At 67.2% G+C, this 16289-nt stretch carries 13 protein-coding genes; 3 read left to right on the top strand and 10 right to left on the bottom strand.

All coding sequences use genetic code 11. The features are described from left to right. The 3 genes from A5747_RS25070 to A5747_RS10810 form a co-directional block, all read left to right on the top strand. Nucleotides 1–544 (top strand): MinD/ParA family protein (locus A5747_RS25070; RefSeq protein WP_198938167.1); only part of this gene is annotated, 544 nt, incomplete at its 5' end. Beyond that, nucleotides 541–2100 carry a type VII secretion integral membrane protein EccD gene (eccD, locus tag A5747_RS10815; protein ID WP_076123889.1) on the top strand — a complete coding sequence of 520 codons (1560 nt, stop codon included), beginning with the start codon at nt 541–543 and terminating at the stop codon, nt 2098–2100. The genes A5747_RS25070 and eccD, both read left to right, overlap by 4 nt. 200 nt (nt 2101–2300) lie before the next feature. Then, the gene (locus A5747_RS10810) at nt 2301–2849 is read left to right on the top strand and encodes a hypothetical protein (RefSeq protein WP_076123887.1); all 549 of its coding nucleotides are present in this window, start codon (nt 2301–2303) and stop codon (nt 2847–2849) included. 9 nt (nt 2850–2858) lie between these two features. Here the strand turns inward: A5747_RS10810 and A5747_RS10805 are convergent, their stop codons facing one another. The 10 genes from A5747_RS10805 to mycP (A5747_RS10760) all read right to left on the bottom strand — a co-directional run. Then, nucleotides 2859–4955 carry a hypothetical protein gene (locus A5747_RS10805; protein ID WP_076123885.1) on the bottom strand — a complete coding sequence of 699 codons (2097 nt, stop codon included), beginning with the start codon at nt 4953–4955 and terminating at the stop codon, nt 2859–2861. A 152-nt stretch (nt 4956–5107) separates the two neighbouring features. Further along, nucleotides 5108–5455 (bottom strand): YbaB/EbfC family nucleoid-associated protein, encoded by a 348-nt coding sequence (locus A5747_RS10800; protein ID WP_076123883.1) that lies wholly within the window; start codon nt 5453–5455, stop codon nt 5108–5110. A gap of 9 nt (nt 5456–5464) precedes the next feature. After that, nucleotides 5465–6895: a hypothetical protein gene (locus tag A5747_RS10795; RefSeq protein ID WP_076123881.1), complete on the bottom strand. Its 1431-nt coding sequence runs from the start codon at nt 6893–6895 to the stop codon at nt 5465–5467. Nucleotides 6896–7090: 195 nt separating this feature from the next. Further along, entirely contained in the window at nt 7091–7717 is a 627-nt protein-coding gene (locus tag A5747_RS10790; RefSeq protein WP_158070263.1) for a DUF4254 domain-containing protein, read from the bottom strand. Between the two features lie 19 nt (nt 7718–7736). Next, the gene (locus A5747_RS10785; protein ID WP_158070262.1) at nt 7737–8777 is read right to left on the bottom strand and encodes a glycosyltransferase family 9 protein; all 1041 of its coding nucleotides are present in this window, start codon (nt 8775–8777) and stop codon (nt 7737–7739) included. A 139-nt stretch (nt 8778–8916) separates the two neighbouring features. After that, nucleotides 8917–10320: a type VII secretion protein EccE gene (gene eccE / locus A5747_RS10780; protein ID WP_076123875.1), complete on the bottom strand. Its 1404-nt coding sequence runs from the start codon at nt 10318–10320 to the stop codon at nt 8917–8919. Between the two features lie 5 nt (nt 10321–10325). Then, on the bottom strand, nt 10326–11639 hold the full coding sequence (gene mycP / locus A5747_RS10775; RefSeq protein ID WP_083700324.1) for a type VII secretion-associated serine protease mycosin: 1314 nt from the start codon (nt 11637–11639) through the stop codon (nt 10326–10328). Nucleotides 11640–11788: 149 nt separating this feature from the next. Next, nucleotides 11789–13639 (bottom strand): type VII secretion AAA-ATPase EccA, encoded by a 1851-nt coding sequence (gene eccA, locus A5747_RS10770; RefSeq protein WP_076123870.1) that lies wholly within the window; start codon nt 13637–13639, stop codon nt 11789–11791. Then, a complete protein-coding gene (gene eccE, locus A5747_RS10765; protein WP_076123868.1) occupies nt 13636–15174 on the bottom strand; it encodes a type VII secretion protein EccE in 1539 nt (512 codons plus the stop codon). The genes eccA and eccE (A5747_RS10765) overlap by 4 nt, the downstream gene beginning before the upstream one ends. Then, the coding region (mycP, locus tag A5747_RS10760; RefSeq protein ID WP_142245523.1) for a type VII secretion-associated serine protease mycosin at nt 15171–16289 on the bottom strand (1119 nt) is incomplete at its 5' end. The genes mycP (A5747_RS10760) and eccE (A5747_RS10765), both read right to left, overlap by 4 nt.

Genomic DNA, 16289 nt, shown 5'->3' with positions numbered 1-16289 from the left:
CGACGTCCGCGCGCACACAATCGCCAACGCGGTCAACCTCGAGGTGCTGGCGGCAGCGGATTACAGCAAGGCGCCGCGCGCCTTCAGCGAAGCCGATTGGCACTACGCGGCCGATGCGGTGTCGAGGTTCTACAGCATCGTGCTGGCCGACTGTGGGCCCGGCTTGTTCGACCCGGTGACGCGCGGCGTGCTCTCGACGGTATCGGCGATCGTGATCGTCACCAGCGCATCGATCGATGGCGCGCGGCAGGCCGCGGTCGCGATCGATTGGTTGCGCAATAACGGCCACCGGGAATTGCTGAGCCGCGCATGCGTAGTGATCGACCATGTCGCGCCCGGTGAGCCCAACGTCGCCATCACCGATTTGATGCGGCAATTCGGCGAGCACGTTCGGTCGGACCGGGTTGTGGTGCTGCCGTGGGACAGCCACATCGCGGCCGGAACCGAGATTGAAATCGACCGGCTCGACCCGGTCTACAAGCGTAGGATTACCGAACTGGCTGCAGCACTGTCCGACGATTTCGACAGGGGTGAACGTCGTTGAGCGCGCCCACCACGAAGGCCGCCGCGGCCGCGAGTGCCGCGACTGCGGGGACCGCGGGGCCGGCTCCCGCCAAGCCCGCGACCACCCGGGTGACAATCCTTATCGGCAGGCGGATGACCGATGTCGTGCTGCCGTCATCGGCACCGATCGAAGCCTATATCGACGACACCGTCGCGGTGCTGGCGGAACTCCTCGAAGACACTCCGGCCGATGTCTTGGCGGGCTTTGACTTTGCCGCCCAGGGCGCGTGGACCTTCGCCCGGCCCGGGGCCCCGCCGCTGCAACCCGATAAGTCCCTCGACGACGCCGTCGTCGTCGACGGGTCACTGCTGACCCTGGTGTCGGTGAGCCGTACGGAGCGGTACCGGCCGCTCGTAGAGGACGTCATCGACGCGATCGCCGTGCTCGACGAGTCGCCGGAGTTCGACCGGCCGGCCCTGAATCGCTTTCTCGCAGTGGCGATTCCTCTCGTAACCTTGGCGCTCACCGCCATCGCGGCGATGGCATGGTGGAACACCGGTCGCCACCTGTGGTGGCCGCTGGGATTGGGCATCGCGGGACTCGTTGCGCTGGTGGGCAGTTGGGCCGCCAAGAGGTTCTACCGCAGCCCGGGTCTGGCGGAGAGCCTGCTGGCGACGGCGGCGCCGCTAGTCACCGTCGCAGTAGCGCTGGCCATTCCGCGGCCGCGCGGAGTCGAGTCGTTGGGGGCACCGCAGCTCGCCGGCGCCGCCGCGGTCGTACTCTTCCTGGTGCTACTCACCCGGGGCGGCCCCCGTCGACGTTCCGAGCTCGCGTCGTTCGTCGCGGTCACCGCGAGTGCGGTCACCGCCGCCGCGGTCGCCTTCGGTTATGGCTGGCAGCATTGGGTTCCGGCCGGAGCCATCGTGTTTGGGCTCTTTACGGTGACCAATGCGGCCAAGCTGACCGTCGCCGTCGCACGGATCGCCCTGCCGCCGATCCCGGCGCCCGGCGAGGCCGTGGAATACGAGGAATTGCTCGAACCCGTTGCGGGGCAAGAGGTCCCTGAGGAGAAGGAAGCGCGGACCTGGCAGGCGGTCATCGCTTCGGTGCCCGAGTCCGCCGTGCGGCTCACCGAGCGCAGCGAGTTGGCCAAGCGCCTGCTGATCGGGATCGTGACGGCGGGCGCGCTCGTTCTGACGGCCGGCGTCATTGCGATCGTCGTGCGCGGACACTTCTTCGTGCACAGCCTGGTGGTCGCGGCCCTGGTCACGGCGGCGTGCGGGTTCAGGTCGCGACTCTACGCGGAGCGCTGGTGCGCGTGGGCATTGCTAGCGGCGACTGTGGCCATTCCGATCGGAGTGATGGCCCGGTTGAGCGTCTGGTATCCACACAGCGCGTGGCTGTACCTGACAATCTTCGCGGCGACAGGCCTGGTCGCGGTCGCGGTCGTGGCGGCGACGGTCGGGGTTCGCCGAATTTCGCCGGTGATGAAGCGGGTTCTCGAATTGCTCGACGGTCTGCTCGTCGCTGCGATCCTGCCCATGCTGCTGTGGATCACCGGCGTCTACGACATCGTCCGCAACATTCAGTTCTGAGCCTGTACGAGGAAATTGCCGCAGTTCCGGTGGTGTCACGTTGGGTAAGATTTGCGTAACGGGATACGCGCAAAGGAGATCGGCTGGTGATTGACCCATTAGTCGTTGACCCTTCCCGCTTGGAGGCTGCGGGAAACGCGTTGCGGGACCTAGTGTTTCCCGTGCCTCCATCGCCGATCGTAGCCGGGGGAGCCGATTCCGTGTCCGCGGCGATCAATGAGACCTTGCCGATCATCGAATCGCCGGTGACCGACGGATTGCCGGCGGTCCAGGCCGCTCTCAAGAAGACGGGTTCGAGCATCGCCGCCGCGGCGGCAATCTACGCGGACACCGATAGCAGGCTGGGCGACAACCTAACTCAGGTCCAATTCCTCGCCGCCGGCGAGAAGCCCGAGAGCGCCCCACCCGACAAACCGGAAGACGGCAAGAAGCCGAGCCCGCCCAAGCCCGCTCCGCAGCCCGGCACGTCGATGCCGCAACCCGGTCAACTGGCCGGCGCGGCGGGCTCGTTGGGATCCGTAATGCAGGGCATGCAGGGGGCCATGGGAAGCATGGCGGGCGGCGGCCCCAAGCCGGCGCAACTCGCGGACAGCAACAAGAAGGACCCGTCCTCCGCCGACGAGGAGAAGCAGCAGCCCGGGCCGGACGCCGAAGGTGCGGCACCGGGCGCCGAGGCCTCGGAGAACGCTCCCGTCGAGGCACCCACATCGGGCCAACCGCACGCGGCGCCGGCAGAGATCACTCTCTGAGCGGTCGACTCACTTCGCGTCGGCCAGCGCCGCGTTGAGCAGCCCCGTGAGGTGTGTCCAATACATCCAATCGGCGATCGCGGACCGCTGCGCCTGCGGATCGACCGCCGTATGGGCCTGCGCGAGGGCGACCCCTTGCGCGTGCTCAGCGTACGTATGGAACGCGCGCAGGTGTGCGGCCTGCCGACCGGGCGAGCGGCTGGCGAGGGGCTTCATCACGTCGAACCACAACATGTGGCGTCGGTCGGCAGGTTGGCCGGTCTCGTCGGGCGGCGTCGGCGCCTGCGCGAGCATCTCCTTCAGGCTGGTCTTCCCGTCGGCCCCAGACGGCATGCCGCCCGCCGGTGCCGGCGGTAAGAGACTGGTCAAACGGACATCGGTGGTCGCCGCCAGCCGTTGCGCAGACTCCAGGTCCACCACTTCCAGCCGGGGTCGGCCCTCCATCTCGCCGCTTTCCGGGATGTCATCCGGTTTCAGCACAATCTTGGCCACGCCGGCATCGGAATTGGCGAGCTGCTCTTCGGTCGCGATTACCGCACGCAGCTTGGCATCGTGATGCGCAGCCCAGCCCTGCACCGCCATCACCGGGTAGGTGGCCCACTGCGCCCTCTCGGCGACCGGAATCGTGTCATCGGCGCTGGCCAGCTGCACCGGTTCCGGTAGCTGCACGCCGTCGGGGATGTACGCCAGCCCAAAGCTGTTCGCCACGACGATCGCGCCGTCGGTGGTTACCGCGGTCACCCAGAAGAACCCCAGGTCGCGGCCACCGGGCATGCCTGGCGCGTTGAGCGCGGCCGCGATGTGCCGCGCCATTCGCACGGGATCCGACCCACCACTCCGGCGGCGCTCCGCGTCGGCGGTGGCGGCCTCGGCGATGGCGTCGCGTTCGGCGCGCGCCGCCGAGACCGGGATGATCGGCGCCATCGCCACGGCATCCGAGGACCGCGTGTGTTCCGTCGGTGACGAGTCGGGGGCGGGGGCGCTGTGGGACGCCGGTCGGGCCGCCGTTCGGTTGCCGGCTGCCGCGGGCCGTGTCGTAGCGGAAGTGCTCGGCGGCTTTTGTCCGGTAGCGGACCCGGCGCTCGGAGCGGCGCCGCCGGCGCGCGACCCGCCCGACGCCATCGGCCCGGCCGGCATACCAGTCGCTGCGCCGGGCGCTGCCGCGGACGACTCCTCCGGTCGAGTGGCCGCCGACGGCGAAGCCAGCGACGCCGGAGCCATGCCTTTGCCGCGCCCGCCCGCAACGAGCGGTTCCGCCGACGCCGCCGGACTCAGCGGAGCCGACCGTCCGGGTGGGCCTCCCGGTGCACCGCCCGGGCCGCCCGGCACCGTGGGACCGGCACCGCCAGGCGTAGGGGCGGACGGCACGGGCGGGTGTCCGGGAAGTGGAGGCACGCCCGGTGTGGGCCCCGCGCCGCCGCCCGGCGTCGGCATCCCGGGCGGCGACAGCGGAGGCATGGCCGGCGCCGGCACGGGTTGCGCGGGGCTGGGCCGCGGACGTTCTTCCTCGATCGGGGCTTTCCGATCCGGCGGGGTCGTGTCGGGAAGTGTGACCGGGGGTGGCATTTTCTGGTCGAGCAGATCCTTGAGTGCATTGTTTGGCGGCTTCCAGGTTTTGCTCGCCAAAATTTGCTCGGCTGTGCCGGTAATCAGGCCGAGGTTCGCAACGTAGGCATCGCTCACCACCGTATTGATGGCGGCCGTCCGCTCGTCGGCGTCCAGGGTGGCGTCATTCTCGAGGGCGATGATTTCCGTTTGGGCGATCTCGACGTTGTCGCTGATGTCAGACTTCGCTTGCGTGATCGACCCTGCGACATACCTGTGCCAGCTGATCACGGTGGCGAGACCGCTTTGCAGCCTTGACAACTCGTCGATGTTGGTTGCGAGCTCGCTGTTGGCGGCCGCGGCGGCACCGCCTGACCAGGTGCCACCGTCGAAAATTTCACTCTGCTCGTGCTGGCAGGTCTCCAGCACCTCGGTGACCCGCCGCAGCACCTCCGTGTACCGCTGGGCGCGGTCGTGGTAGGTGTCCTCATCCACATCCGGCCAACCGTCCGGGGCGAGCATCTGTTCGGCGTACGCACCCATTGGCTTCGCGATGCTCATTGCCTACGTCCTCCCCGAGTCGGACAGGACGTCGGCCGTCGCAGGGTGCCGGACATCATGGTTAATAAGCGTAATCGAGGTCGAAGCGGGGTAACTGCGGCAATTTAGCGCTCCCCACAGGCACCAAATCGTTTGCGGCCCCGGCTTTTCGCTCAGGCCAGGCCGAATGTTTCTTTGAGCGAGCCCGCGATTCCGGCGGCCAACTCAATGAGCTGCTCGTGCTCGGCGTCGATAGCAGACGTCGCCGCGGCCCGCGCGTTGCTCAGCGCCTCGTTTACCCGTTGCTCGACCGTTTCGGCGCCGAGCCGCAGCAGCCCATCTTCGATGTGGACGCCGGTGACGCAGAGCCGTGCGTTGACGGTCACCTCGACGGTCTCGGATTCATCTGTGGCGGTGAATGATTCGGTGTTTGTCCGGTGCTGCTGGTCCTCCAGGGCAGACTGAAATCGCTGTGCCTGGCGCAGCGCCTCTGCCACCTGCGGGTGCATCTCGATGGTCATGTGAAGTCCTTACTTGTCGGAGGCCGTCTTGCGTGGGCGGTTCCCGATGACGCCCTCAGTCCATGGCCGCTCCTCGGTGTAGAGCGACTTGTCTTCGGATTCCATGCGTTTGCCCTTGCCCTGGTTCTGGCCCTGGCCGGGTGCCATCGGAGCCATACCGCCCATGCCACCACCCATTGCGCCGCCACCGCCCGGCATCGCGCGGCCCGGGCCCGCGCCTCCCGGGGCCGCACCGGCCGGCCGCGGCGCGGCTTCGGCGTCCGCCGCTGGTTCCAACGGCACCGACGGCATGCCCGCCCCGCCACCGCCTCCCAATGACGCCGGTTTCATCCCCGCGCCCTTCGGCAGGCCCGGTTTGCCCTTCAACGCGTCTTTCATTGCGTCCATGGCCGCCTGGTCCGGTTTTTGCCCCATGCCGGGCGGCAACGTGGGCATCATGGGCGGAGCTCCGAGTCCTCCGTCGTCGCCGGGCAGGCCGTCAAGCCCGTCGCCGGGAATCGTGCCGTCGTCGCCGCCAGGCGCGTTGGGGTCGGGGGGGTCGATGCGGTATCCACTCTTAATTGGCGGCGGCTTCACTGCCCTTAGTGGCAGAGAGGCACTGCGCCGATAGGTTTCCAAAACCTCGTCCGACTTTTGCTGGTAGTCCTGGTAATTCCAGAGATAACGCCATTCGTTCTGTCGTCCCCACTCGGGGTTCTCCTGGCAATATCTATACAATTCGTCGTTTACCCAGACCTCGTAGGAGGTCGGGTGTTCCACGATTGCCGTGCGGTGCGCCGAAATGATCCCACCGGCCTGCAGGACGAGCGTCGAGCATGTCTCCACAAACGACGCTACCCAGGCTTCCTGCTCCGCCAAACTGGCCTCCACGGCCACTTTCGCCTCACCCTCCCATTGCTCAAACGGTTCGAACAAGCGAGTGGTGTTGGCCTGCAACACGTTTAGGAACGAGTCCCAGCCCTCCCTGAACGCCTTGAGTGTCGCGGACTGGTCGGGGGCCTCGATGTCCGTCGCTGCCTGCCTGACCTCGTAGTAGGGGTATTCGAACTCCGGTGAGTCCGCCGTCGCCGATACCGCGTCGTCGCCCCGGTCCTCGCCCGAGGCGCTGTCGAGCATCGCCAGATCGTCCGCGGTTCCAGCCGTCGCCGCCGAGACCGAAGATTCTGCATTAATGGCGTCTGCAGCTCCCTCGTCGACTTCCTCATAGGCTTTGGCCGCATTCCGGAGCGATTGCGCCAGGGTTCGCAGTTCCCGTTCGAAACGTTGGAGCCCCCGCCGCAACGCGTCGGCCGAAAGCCCCAGTTGTCCGGCAGCATTAACGACGAAAGAAAGCGCACACGGCGGCTGCGGATTGTCGAGTGGCGGCTGAGGTAGCGGCACCTCGAGTTCGGCTGCCCTGGCCAGCAGTTCGTCTCTCTCAACGTTCAGCGTCTGCGTCATAGCGGATCAACCTGTAACGGCGGGGATGGCGCGGCCGTCATCAGCAATAAGCGGTGCAATTCCCGACCACCCCTTTCTATTGCCGGGCCACGCGGGCGGTGCAGCGGAGCGCTATCGAGTGCTATCGTAAGCCGCCAATCAGGGGGCAGCGCGCACCAATTTAAACCTGATCTCCGCGCGACAAAACCGTGAGCGTCATCCGCTCTCGGGTACCTCAAACAGGGCGCAATAACTCCGCTGACCTGCCGACTTGAATTGCCGATATAGCTTGAATCTGACTTCGCCCCCGCGCAGCCGAGTGAGGAACTGCAGCAGGCCATCGAAGAGGTCGTTGTATTGCTCTTCGAGGACTGCAAGGCGGGGCCCAGCGTCCGTCGCGCTGTCCGTATGCAGGATCCGTAGCGCGAGTACAGAAAGCCGATCGACGACCGTGCCGGGCGTTTCGGTGTGTAGTGGCGCACGTGGGTTCTGGCTCGGCTCGAAGGCATCCAAAAGCGCCGCGTCGATGTCCTCGATGGCCGCGTTGCGGCGGTCGTTGAGATCGTCGATGGCCCGCTTGCTACGAGCCACTTCACCGTCGCCCGCGCCGGTGCGGCGGGCGGCGTCTTCGTGATGCCACAATCCGAAGTTCATCGCGTGCAGATGCAGCGCCTTTTCCACGATGCCGCCGGCGGCCCCATCGGCGGTGGGCTGTTCGCCATGCCATGACCGGGCAACGGCATAGAACTGGCGTACCGCCGACAGGAGGTCTCTTGTCGTCGAATCGCTGGGCATACGAGCGGGCGTGCCGGCCCCCATCACGTAACTCGGCAGGATCCGCACCCCACATTCCGACTGTCGCTTAGACATGGTGTCCCACAAGGTCTTCCATCGCGCCGACCACCTCTTCCACGGTTATGTCCGCCATAGTTCTCTGATCGACGTGCCGGTGGGGGCCGAATCTGAATCCCCAGGTGCCAGACCGCGTGGGTCCGAAAAGCCCAACGCCTGGCACACGCGCCAGATCGGCGGCGTGCAGCATGCAGGAATCGATCCCGACGAATAGATCGGCCGTCGCGACCAAGCCCATCGTCAGGTCAAGCGGTAACCCGAGGTAGGGAATTACACGTTCGCGCTCACGCCCGACGTTGAGCTCCTCATGGCCCATCCCGACAACCCAGGCCACGAAGTCGCGGTGACGCGACAGAAAGCGGTCCAGCAGGCCGATGAACCTGGTGACGGGCCACTTCTTGTCGGCCCAATCGGTATCGGCGTGCACGACGAGCACTTTGACTCCGTCGGGCACGGCGGCACGAATTGATCGGGCCTTCTCCTGTACGGATGCGGGAATGGACACCGGTTGGGCGTAGGTTTCGATTCGCGCGGAAGGATCGAACAGCCGCGCCAGTTTGAACATCAACTCGGCCGAGTGACACGCGTCTTTTGGGACTACGACGTCATATTTCTCGAAGTCGTTTTGGAAGCCGATGGTGGTCATCGGAGCAAGTCGTTGGCGAAGGGACCGAACGCTGTTCGATCGCATGTTGAACGACACGGTGTTGATCAGGACATCGACCTCGCCGATCTGCTCAACCAAGGTTTCGCAATCGATTCCTTCCGGTGCGCCCGGGAACGGTAATCCCTCCGGGTAGAAGCGGGTGGTATCGACATAGTGAGGACTTACCTCGTGAAAGCTCAGATCGAAGGCGATCTTGGGACAAAGCAGTGTCAAAGGGGCGCTGAACATTTCGCCCAAGGCTCGCAATGTCGGCAGGGTCAGGAGAGAGTCGCCGATTTTGGCGGCGAAATAGACGGCAGGCCTACGCGCGTCCAGTAAATCGCGTAACGCGCCGTCCTCTATGCGCGTCGAGTCCTCGCCTCGGTGGACTGCAATTTCACTCAACCTGACCATCCTTTAGCCAGAGCCTAGACCCGGTCCATACTGCTGGATTGGATAAAGCGTAATCGACGTTAAGGCAGGCCAATCGCGGCAAAATTGGCGACGAGGGACGCGGTCGTCGCCGTCGAGGATCGGGCGCTCGTCAGGACGCGGTTTTGCCCGCCGCGGGCAATGCCTGCTGGTAGCGGCTCTCCTCGGGTGGAGAGATCGGCCGGATCGGGAGCTGGCGGTGCCGAGGAGTGCTGATCACGTTGTGCCGCAGCGTTACCCGGTCGACCCCGGGGTGCCGGCCGAGATGGGTCGTCGCCTTCGGCCACGCCACCTTCGCCTCCGGCCCGGTGTGCGCGCCGATCAGCTGGGCGAATTCCGCAAAATGCGCGCCCAGCGTGACGGTCCCCCCCGCGGCCGCCGCTCGCAGCGCGAACTGGGTGAATACCCGGGCGTCACCCAGGTTGACATTCGCGTCGACATCGTCGAACGGCATGTACACCGGGTAACCGTTGGCTGTCTCACCGACCAGCACACCGGCTGATCCGATCGGCAGCTGATAGTGACGATCGGGAACGAGGATTTGGGCTTGCAATGCGGCCCGCTGGCCACCGGACACCCGGCAAAACCCGCGCAGCCGCTTCGGCTTCTCGCCGGTGGTGAGCAGCACGGTGGACTGGGGTGCGGTCCCCGGCGCGACACGCACCCTGGTGATGGTGTGGTCGGCAGGTGTCGACCACCACACGTCCGGACCGCCGGCCGCGGTGTAGGCGACGGTGAAACTGTTGCGTCCCTTGATCATCGACCACTTTTCCCGCTCGAAGTCGATTTCTATCGCGCGATCGAAGTCGTCGAAGCTGCGCCCACACACTGCGTCGATGCCGTTTCTGGCCAAGTCATCGGCGATCCTCGTCGTCGCCGCGATCAGATAGCGGACCAGTCCCGTGGTGCCCGCATCCCGCCGCCGAGCTGACTTTCCGGTGCGGCGTGGGTCGGCGCGGACGATGATCCAGGTACGGCGGTGCGCTGGGGCCGGGTCGGACCCGATGACTCGCTCGTAGAGGCTGACCACCTCCGCCGGCGCGGTGTTGGCGACGCGGTAGCCCGCCGACACGACGTCGGCCTCCAGGTCGGGACAGTGCACCGACAGCATTTGCTCCAGCAGCCGCGTGTCCACCACGTCGTCGGTGTGGGCCTTCCCATCGACGATGACCGTCGGAGTGAACGGCCGGGGAATGAGTTCGATGACCGCGACCAAGGCCTTGCCCTTCCAGCGCACGGCCACGTGGTCCCCCGGCTGCACGGTGGCGCCCACGACGGGCTCCGATGGGGAATCGAGTGGCCTGCGGCGTCGCACCAGCCAGGCGCATGCCGCTGCCACCCACCCCGCCAGCCGGCGACCGCGGAAGGTGACCGTCGCCAGGATCACGGCCGCCGCCACCAGCGCGGGGCCCGCCCATCGATAGGGGGTACGCAAGAAGATTGCGATGCATGCCGGAGCCAGCACCGCCAGCCACAACGCGTAGCCGCTGCTGAACTGTAGACGTAGGGATCTCATGTTCGTCAGCGCCGTCGCAGAGCTCGCCCGGTCAGCACGGCCAATCCCAGCGCCAGGATTATGCCCGCGACCCCGAGCGTCACGGCCGTGATGGGCCCGTGGTCGGGGCCCGGCACCGGCGCCGGGGGTTGGAGTTGTTTCACCGGGAACGGGGTCGCCGCGGGGCCGCCCGGAACGTCCCACGTGAGCGCCGCGACCGCATCGATGATGCCCGCGCCCACTGCATCGTCGACGCCGCCGCCGGGATGCCGCGCGGTGGCCGTGATCCGGTTGATGATCTGGGCGGGCGGCAGGTCAGGGAACTTCTGCCGGAGCAGCGCCGCCAGACCGGAGACATAAGCCGCGGCGAACGACGTCCCGGCGATTGCGACCGGACCGTCCTTGCCCGGCAACGCATCCACCGGCTCGCCCTCGGCGCCGAGCGCGATGACGTTTTCCGCGGGCGCCGCCGCGCCCACCCATGGACCATGCATCGAGAAAGCGCTCGGCGCCCCGTTCTGGCCAACGCCTCCGACGGCCAGCACCAACGGCGAATACCACGCCGGCGTGACGATCGTCTGCACCTGCTGCCAGCCCCGAGGATCCGCGGGTATTGCGGGGTCGGGCGGCGGGTTTTGCCCGCAGTCGCCACCGGAGTTGCCGGCGGCCGCGACGATCACAACGTTCTTCACGTTGACCGCGTAGTTGAGCGCCGCCCCCAGCGTCGACTCGTCGACCGGCTTTCGCACCTTGAAACAGGCCGCTTCGCTGATGTTGATGACGTTCGCGCCAAGATTGGCGGCGTGCACCACCGCGCGCGCCAGGCTGCGGACGGACCCCGCCGCGGGTGAGGCGTTGGGGTCGTTTTGGTCGCCCTGCCTGTCCTTCGGCTCAAAGGCCTCCGACGTCTGGCGCAACGAGATCAACCGCGCGTCGGGCGCGACGCCAACGAAGCCATCGGTGACGGCGGGACGGCCGGCGATGATCGCTGCGACGAGGGTCCCGTGCGCATCGCAGTCGGCGAGCCCGTTGCCGTCCGGAACGACGAAATCGCCGCCCGCCTCCGCCGGAACCCGCGGTGAAGGGTCTACGCCAGTGTCGATGAGGGCGACCGTTACGCCGGCCCCGGTCGCGAACTTCTGCGCGGCGCCGACGTCAAGATAGGTGTTGGCCCACGGCGGGTCGTGGAAGTTGGTGCCCGGCACCGTCAACGGCGCCCTGCACACACGGCGCTGCTCAAGGGGCTGGTCTGGCCCGGTTGCGTCCGGCGGCACCGCGGCCGCATCGATCGATGGCGGGGCGACCGCGAATGCGGGTGGCGCGCTGAGCCACACGAGCATCAGCGCGATCGTCACCGGCAAGACATGGCGCAACCTCGGCTACTCCCTTCAATTGCTCGAGGGCAATTTTCGCGCACTTTTCCCCCACGCGTATACAAAAGTTTGAAGTACGCCGAGAAGCCGTCTTTGGGCCGTCGTTGGCCCGTCGTTCAAAGCGCTATCGGCACATGCTTTTCCGCGCACGCGTCCTTGACCGCGGCGACTATGTCCTGGGTGCGAATCGACTGTAGGTCTTCGACGGTTACCGACCCCTTGTCGGTGCGGTGCTGCGCGGCCACCCGCGAGTCCCGCAGCCGTTCGGCGCGTTCGACCACGTTTCGGGCGAATCGGCCGTTCTGCATCAGGTCGATGCCGTGCTCCCCGTTGGGTGCGTGGTACGCGCGCAACGTCAGGCAGGCCGCCTTCAGCGCTTCGCCGGCGGCGGGCTCGAGCACGGTGGCGCGCGGCTTGCCGTAGCGCACCGCGATTTCCACCAGCTCGTCGGGCGTGTACGACTCGAAGCGCAGTTTGCGGTTGAACCGCCCCGCCAGACCCGGGTTGACAGTGAGGAATTCGTCGACTTCCCGCTCGTATCCCGCGCCGATGAAGCAGAAGTCGAACCGGTGCACCTCGAGCGCGACCAACAGTTGGTTGACCGCCTCCATGCCGATCATGTCCGGCCGGCCGTCCTGGTGGCGCTCTACCAACGAATAGAACTCGTCCATGAACAGGATGCGGCCCAGCGAGCGGCTGATCAGTTCGTTGGTCTTGGGGCCCGAGGCGCCGATGTGTTCCCCGCAGAAGTCGGCACGCTTGACCTCGATGATCTCGGGATGACGCACGATGCCGAGGCCGGCGTAGATCTTCCCCAGCGCCTCGGCGGTGGTGGTCTTACCGGTGCCGGGCGGGCCCACCAGCAGCATGTGGTTGGTTTGATTGGCCACCGGCAGTCCGGCCGCCAGGCGCAGCGCGCGGACCTCGATCTGGTCCTCCAGTTCGGCGACCGCGCGCTTGACTTCGGCCAATCCGACTTGGTTGTCGAGCAGCGCGCGCCCCTCCTGCAGGAGCTCGCTCCGCCGCTCTTGGTGTTCGGACTCCTGACGTTGCTGCTCCGACAGCTCGGTGGTCACGTCCCACTTGTTCGACCGGCTGCTGATGGCATCCTCGTCGGTGATCACCAGCTGCAGTGCGGGATCGGCTAGGGCCTGCTTGGCCGGCTCGATCAGCGCACCGTTGATCGTCGCCTTCGACAGCCAGATCTGCGCCTTGTTCTCCTCGCCGAGCTGGCGATGCGCCATGCCCCGTACGTAGGCGAGATCGGCGGCGATCAGCGGGAAATCGTTGGGATCTATTGCGGCGAGGGTGGTTTCGAGATTGTGACGACGCGACTCGGTCGGGCCGCCGTATCCGGAGCGCAGTTCGACGCGATCGGTCCATTCCAGCGCGACGCGCCCCTGCCCGAGGTGGGCCGCGGCGTGGGCGGCCAGGGTGCAGGTCGCCGCCGTGACTGCCGACATGATGATGGCCTGGGGCGGCAGGACGGCGGCCGCCACCGAGATCACGTCGGGCCAGCGTTGGGTGGCGAACATCAGGTAGGCCTCGATGTACTGGCGCCACTGGTGGTTCTCCCAAGTGTCCAGCAGCGACGAATCCTTAAGTAGCGCTTCGGCTTTCTCATACTGGCGGTCGTCGATGAGTGCGCTGGCCAGTGCCAGGCCCGCGTGCGAGGCCTCGGTCACCGAAATCGAGAGATACGGCCCGGCCTTGATCGGCGCCGACAAGCGTGCGCCGAGACGGTTGGTCTCTCGGTGCAGGCGGGCGCCATAGGTGTAGAGCTGTTGCACCGTCGGCAGCGACTCGTCCCCGGCGGCGATCCGGCCCAGCCAGGCGTCGGCCATCGACGGATCGATCTCCGTCGCCTCCCGAAACCGCGCCGCGGCGCCAGCGGCGTCGGTGTCGAGCAACGTCATCGCCTGATCGAACATCTTGCGCGCGGCAGCGGGTGTGGTGCTGCTGGTCATTGTGTATCCACCGCTTCGAGCTCAGAGCTTCGCAAAACCGTCGGTTCCGACGATACGTAACGGTTTTCGGCGCGGAACAACTCCACCTCCACCGTGTACACCTGCCCATCGGTCCGCACTTCCACCGTCGCCGGGCCGACCTGCGTGATCAGCACGTTGGCCGTGCCCCGGTACGGCTCGCCCGGTTCGCCGACGGAGATCAGCGTGTTCGGGCGCGGGGCGGGTGTCAGCGTGCCGTCCACGACGCTGACCGTCGTGCCGGAGACCGGCTTCGACTGATCGCTCACCGCGATGTCGGGCATCCGAACCGTGGCCCACCGCTGCATGTTTCGGGTGTGCACCGTGATCCGCTCGCCGGCTCCGGCCATTCGGATCACGAACCGCTTGGCCAACGCATCCTCGGCGGCAATGTGCACGCGGCTGAACTCCCCCGCGTCGTCCAACGGCAGCAGCATCCGGTTTCCGCCGGCGACCTTGCCGAGCAGCACACCCGACGGCCCGATCGGGACCCGCAACGGGCTGCGCAGCGTCCCCCGGCGGATGCCGCGCAGCGTCGGTAGCGGCCCACACAGATTGGCGGCGATGGCATGCGCCTGCTGCCCGGGCAGCGTCCGCAGCATCGTGCTCAGTGGGGCGGTCGGCTGTTGGGCGGTACGCACCGTCACGGTGGCGGTGGCGCTGCCGTCGCCGAAAAGCGTGATGTTCTGGATGATTCCGTCGGCGCGCGCCGACCACACGTGGGCCAGTTTCTCCGCGGTGATGTCGCCCGGCGAATACCAGTACGTCGTCAACCAGCCGCTGTCACCGCGAACGGATCGCCAGCGCCGGTTGGACACCTCCAGGGCAGACCGGCCCAACCGCCGCTCCATCTCGACGATGTCGGTGGCCGTCGCCACCTTTGCGCGGATGCCCTGTTGGCGCATCGCCGCACTGATCCGCTGCGCCGCCGCCAGCGTCGCGGTGCCCACCGAGGTCCGCTCTCGCAGCGCCTCGACGTTGTCGAGAACCGAAGTCCGCACGATGAGCCAGGTTTCACGCTGACCGGCATAGGGCGGGGTGCCGATCAATGTGTCATACACGCGTGGGTAGTCGCCCGTGCTGCGCCGGCGGGCGCCCGCGCTGACCACGCTGAGCGAACCGATCCTCAGACCGAGGCTCTGGTGCAGCAGCGGCTTCAGATCGGTTATGTCGAAGGCGTTCTCGGTGTACGTCGACGTCGAGCCGGTGAACAAGGTCGGGGTATGCGGCTTCCCAAGCAGCTGGACCGCGGCCACCGCAACGCCGTCCTGGTATCTCACCCCGCCGCCGGCACGGTCGTTGGCGACCGTGAGCGGCTCGGTCCACCTGATCGGCCGCCGGCGCCTCAACCACGAGATCAGCCATGACCACAGGGGCTGACCGCGCCAGCGGACGACGCCGATCGCCGTCCCGATCACCAAACCGCCTGCGGCACCGCCGTATCCGCCCACCGCCCACCCGAGGAGGGCGGTGAGGAAAATGCCGACGATGATCGTCAGCTTCGTCCCGGGTTTCATCTCTCCCGCCGCGCCCGAAAGATCAGCGACGCCACCGCGATGGCGGCCAGCACGACGCCGGCGAATACCAGTGCCATGTTGCGTGCGCGATGGTCCGGTGGCGGTGGTGGTGGCGCCGGATGGACCAGGCGGCTCTGCGCGGCGGGTGGAAGTCGATCTCCCGCAGGCACATCGAACGTCAGTGCGGCCACCGGATCGACGACGCCGTAACCGACTTGGTTGTCGACGCCGCGCGGCGGATTGTGCGCAGTCTGCAGAATGCGATTGACGATCTGGTGTGCCGACAGCCCAGGGTATTTCGCGCGCACCAATGCGGCCACACCGCTGACGTAGGCCGCCGAGAAGCTGGTGCCCCAGAACGGCATGTTCTTCTCACCCGGGCGGATCGGCGGGTAGGCGTTCGCCGGTCCGCCGGTCTCCGGGGAGAGTCCCATGATCCCGACGCCGGGCGCCGCGGCGGCGACCCACGGCCCCGCCAGGCTCTTGTTGATCGGCGAGCCCGTGTTGTCCACGGCACCGACCGACAGCACGTAATCGGAGAACCACGACGGCGACGACACGGTCTTGACCTGATGCCAATCACGGGGATCCGACGCGCTGAGCGGATCGAACGACGGGTTTTGCGCGCAGTCGTCTTCACTGTCGTTGCCCGCCGCAGCGACGATCACCGCATCCTTGACGGTGGCGGCATACCAGACGGCCGCGCCGATGGCGCCCTGATCCAGCGGATCGGCGGCCGAAACGCATGCCGTGACACTGACATTGATCACCTTCGCGCCCATGTTCGCGGCGTGCACGATGGCGCTGGCGAGCGTGGCGATGGTGCCGGCCTTCTTTCGTCCCTCCATGCCGCCCGGGCCGGGGTTGGCGGGTTCGTAGGCCCGCGAAGACTGCCGGATCGCAATGATCACCGCGTGCGGTGCAACGCCGACGATTCCGTCGGGTGCCCCCGGCGGCAGCGGCGGCACCTCGGGATCGTCGGGCTGGTTGGGCGCCGGATCCCCGGGCCCGTTGGAGGGCACGTCCGGCGGCGGTGGTGGCGGCGGTGCCGGCGGGGGCGGCACGATTTGGGTGATCGTCACCGGCGGTGGCGGCGGCGGTGGTGCAGGCGGGGG

This window comes from Mycobacterium sp. IS-836, from assembly GCF_001954275.1.
Taxonomy (GTDB): Bacteria; Actinomycetota; Actinomycetes; order Mycobacteriales; family Mycobacteriaceae; genus Mycobacterium.
Note: the sequence above shows the minus strand (reverse complement) of the source record. Positions and strands in the feature narration are given on the sequence as shown.